A 3,896-nucleotide genomic window follows, 5' to 3' on the forward strand; every position below is an offset into this window, starting at 1 on the left:
CCCGAGGGAAATCCGCGTACCAGGAGGAGAAATGACCCAGCACGGCAAGGTCCTGGCGATCGTGACGAACTACGGCGTCGAACAGGACGAACTGCTCGTCCCCGTACTGCACCTGCGCGAGAACGGCGTCCACGTCGACATCGCCGCCCCCGAACAGGACGGGATCCGCACCCTGGTCGGGGACAGGGAGCCCGGCGAGACAGTGCAACCGACACTCACCCTCGACGAGGTCGACGCCAGCGGCTACGACTTGCTGCTCATCCCGGGCGGCACCATCAACGCGGACACCCTCAGGCTCCACCGGGCGGCCGTTGACACGGTGCTCGCCTTCACCACCGCCGGACGGTCCGTCGCCGCCATCTGCCACGGCCCATGGCTGCTGGCCGAAGCGGGCGTGGCCTACGGCAAGCGGCTCACCTCCTACCCGTCGCTGCGTACCGACCTGGCCCACGCCGGCGCCACCTGGGCCGACGAACCGCTGGTCACGGACGACGCCAACAACTGGCGGCTGGTGACTTCACGCAACCCCGGTGACCTCGAACACTTCCTCCGGGGAATCGATGCCGCGCTGCGTACCCGGGCCGGGGCCGCCGACCCGCGCTGAGTGCGGGCCACGTGCGGACGACCGTTTGGCTCCGGGGCTCCCGAGGGACACGCAGGGGCGATGGGAACCCGCCCATGACGGAGACGGGGCTTCAGGGCCCGCCGGCGGGCCGCCCCCTACCCGGCAAGGACACAGAACGGAGCATTCGCCGTGCACTACGACGAAGACCTGCTGGAGCAGCTGACCGCCGACCACCGGTCCGTGCTGGTCCACTTCAGCGAACTCAGTGGCGTACCCAGTGGGGACCTGCAGCGCAAGGACCTGGCCGATCTCGTGACCGATCAACTGGTCCGCCACACCCGGGCGGAGGAGCAACACCTCTATCCGATCGCCCGGGACCGGTTGGCCGACGGGCCGGCCGTTGTGGAACGCGAACTCGCCGACCACCGCGCGGTGGAGGCGTTGCTGGAGGAACTCCGCCCGACCCACGTCACCTCGCCCCGCTTCGACCGGCTGGTCGCCCGGCTGGCCGAGGAGGTGACCCGGCACGCCGGCGACGAGGAGGCGCGGCTCTTCCCGGCCGTACGGGCCGTAACGAGCGAGGCCGAGCTGCGCGACCTCGCGGTCAGGGCGCGGGAGACCAAGGAGTCCTCGACCGGTCGGCCCCGCCATCAGCCACCCACCGAACGCCCGGCGGACCGCCTGCCGCCACCTGAGCGGTCGGTCGTCGAGCGGGTGCGGGACTTCCGGGCTCCGGGCGGACCGCACTGACCCCGCGCGGCGCCCGAACCCATCGACCGTGGGGCCGCCGGTCGCAGTCGGTGACGATCCGTACGACCAGCTGCCGGAGCGACGGACAACCCGTCTGACGTCCAGTGAACCCCCGTCGCGGCTGGCACCGGGTTCGGTACGGGCGCGGCTTCCTCTAGCGCGATGCGACGGGTGCGACGCTAGGTGACGACGATGCCGTGGCCCGACTCAAGGGTCCGGGCCCCTCGCCGGCGCCTACGGACTTGTGGATCTGTCCCAGGTTCAACGGTCGCATCCAGGTGGTGGGTGCGCCGCCGACCGGCCCGGTACCTGTGCCACCCGGACTTCCGGGCCCGCCAGGAGGAGGCCAAGCACGACCACGTCCTGGCCGTCGCCGTCCGTGGCCCTAATTTCGGGTTCTGGATCACTTTCCGGGCTCTGTCGCTGATTGAGGGGTTCCTCCTTGTTGATCACGGTGACAGGAGGATGCGGCGTCGCAGGAGGTCGAAGTTGGCCCGGCCGTACATCTGTCTCTTCAGCAGTTTGATCCTGGTCACGTTGCCTTCGACAGCGCCCGAGGTGAGGGTGGTGGTCAGGGCGGCGAGGACAGCCGCGCGGTCACGTCGGATCCCGCCGGCCAGCGAGCGGAGTTCTCGTTGTCCGTCGAGACGGACATCGGCGAGCCAGACGTCGAGGGCCAGGTGCTCGCTGCGGCGCTCGCGAACCATGGTGGCCAGGCGCCGGGCGTACTCGGTGGTCGTGGCCAGCGCGGGGCTGCGCTCGCACAGCTCCTCAAGGCACTTGCGTTCGGTGTCGTCGAGCCGGTCGGGTCGGCGCATGATCCAGTCCGTGACGCGGCGCACGGTCAAGTGAGGAAGCGGGGCCTCCGCCGGGATCGCTCCGTTGCGGTAGGGCCGCAGGTGCCGCTGGACGGTGTTGACGTCCCCGCGGTAGCCCAACTGCTGGATCTCCCGCGTGAGCGCGGCGGCGTTCGTGCAGCCCTCCATCCACCGGTGGTGCAGGTAGCGCCGGTAGTCGTCGACCAGGCTGGGGCGGTGGGTCGCGGCCACGAGGAGTTGCTCGACGTCGGCGGCTCGGGCGAAGCGCAGGACGGTGCCACGACTGAGGCGGAGTTCACGGGCGATGGCACGAAAGCTGTGGCCGCGTTCGATGCGTTCGTGGATCTGCTGGTGGCGCTCACGGGTCCGGGCGACCAGGGGACGCGGCCTGCCGTGGATGTCCAGCTCGTTGAGGGCGGTGGTCCCGGAACGGGGCACGTCATCGTGGTTGTCACCGGCGGTGAGGGGTTCGCGCAGGTCGGCGCGATGGCGGCCGACGACGCGTTCGACGGCCTCGGCGAGGTTGTGCAGGAGGTGCCAGCCGTCGGCGACCTGTTGGGCTTGTGGCGCACCGGCGCGGGCGCCGTCGCGGAAGGAGCCGGCGCGGTCACGGCAGATGATCCGCACCTCGGGGTGGTCGCGCAGCCAGGCGGCGAAGGTGTTGGCGGTGCGGTCCGTGAGGACGTCGACCGGGCGGTGGGTGTCCATGTCGATGAGGATCGTCGCGTAGGTGCGACCGCGGCGCACGGCGAACTCGTCCACACCCAGGCGCGCGACGAGGCCCGATGATGGGAGGGGCAGTGCTCGGATGAGGCGCAGCAGTGTGTCCCTGCACGCGGTCATGGCCAGACGTCCCGAGAGCCGGGCTCCGGCCCGCCCTCCCAGGAACAGTGCGATCTCGGTGAGTTGAGCGGTGAGGGCGGTCGTGCGGCGAGCGTGTCGGGACGTCAGATCCGGGATCTGCTCGGCGAACGTCCGCCGCCCGCACCGGTCGTTGCCGCACACCGGACGCCGCGCTCTCAGTTCCAGGCGCACCCGCCTGCCGGCTACGGGGCGATCTGCCAGTCGCCGCTTGTAGTAGCAGTGCAACCGCGACGATCTGTGCTCGCATCCCGGACAGGCGGCCGACGCCGCCACGGACCGTACGGCAAGGCGAACCTCGCCCTCCCCGACAATCATCTCTTCGATCTCCACCCCGACACCCGGGAAGAGCAGGTCAGCGACCCGAACTCCATCAGCCACGCCCAGGTGATGCCCACCTATCTGTGGCCCCGCGCGAACCCCTCAATCAGCGACAGAGCCCGGAAAGTGATCCAGAACCTAATTTCACCCGTCGGCGACACCGAGTTCCTGCCCGGCAAGTAGGAACGCCTGGGACTGCTCGGTCACAGGATCGCGGGATCACGGCATAGAAGTCCACGTCGGTTCGGCTCTGCCCTCCCGAAGCTGCGTTGGTTTCGGTGCCCTGCCTCGCGTCTGCCGCCCGGCCACCGGCCGGGCGGCAGACGTCGCAGTCGGCCCGCGGCGTCTCAGGCCATCCGCGTGCTGCTCACCGGGTCGCCCCCGAGCCCCGCTCTGCACCTGGTGGCGGCGACGCTCGGAGAAGCCGAGGTGCGACGGCGCCTGGACGCCGGTGCGGATGGCCTGAACACAGGCTGGTACGTCGAAGGGCGGACACACGATGTGTGTCCGCCCTTCGACGTACGTGGTAGCGGGGACAGGATTTGAACCTGCGACCTCTGGGTTATGAGCCCAGCGAGCTA

At 70.1% G+C, this 3,896-nt stretch carries 4 protein-coding genes; 3 read left to right on the top strand and 1 reads right to left on the bottom strand.

Annotation, left to right across the window (positions count from 1 at the left end; all coding sequences use genetic code 11):
- Positions 1–31: 31 nt before the first annotated feature.
- Complete coding sequence (locus ACFWJ4_RS41045; RefSeq protein WP_380554426.1) at positions 32–604, top strand: type 1 glutamine amidotransferase domain-containing protein; 573 nt, start codon at positions 32–34, stop codon at positions 602–604.
- A gap of 150 nt (positions 605–754) precedes the next feature.
- Positions 755–1,315 carry a hemerythrin domain-containing protein gene (locus ACFWJ4_RS41050; RefSeq protein WP_359904108.1) on the top strand — a complete coding sequence of 187 codons (561 nt, stop codon included), beginning with the start codon at positions 755–757 and terminating at the stop codon, positions 1,313–1,315.
- A gap of 449 nt (positions 1,316–1,764) precedes the next feature.
- On the opposite strand, the gene ACFWJ4_RS41055 is transcribed toward ACFWJ4_RS41050, so the two are convergent.
- A complete protein-coding gene (locus ACFWJ4_RS41055; RefSeq protein WP_380554431.1) occupies positions 1,765–3,312 on the bottom strand; it encodes an ISL3 family transposase in 1,548 nt (515 codons plus the stop codon).
- 363 nt (positions 3,313–3,675) lie between these two features.
- Here ACFWJ4_RS41055 and ACFWJ4_RS41060 point away from each other — a divergent pair, with 363 nt between their 5' ends.
- On the top strand, positions 3,676–3,861 hold the full coding sequence (locus tag ACFWJ4_RS41060) for a hypothetical protein (protein WP_380554429.1): 186 nt from the start codon (positions 3,676–3,678) through the stop codon (positions 3,859–3,861).
- Positions 3,862–3,896: the final 35 nt, after the last annotated feature.

This window comes from Kitasatospora sp. NPDC127067, from assembly GCF_042724755.1.
Classification (GTDB): Bacteria; Actinomycetota; Actinomycetes; order Streptomycetales; family Streptomycetaceae; genus Kitasatospora; species Kitasatospora lactacystinica.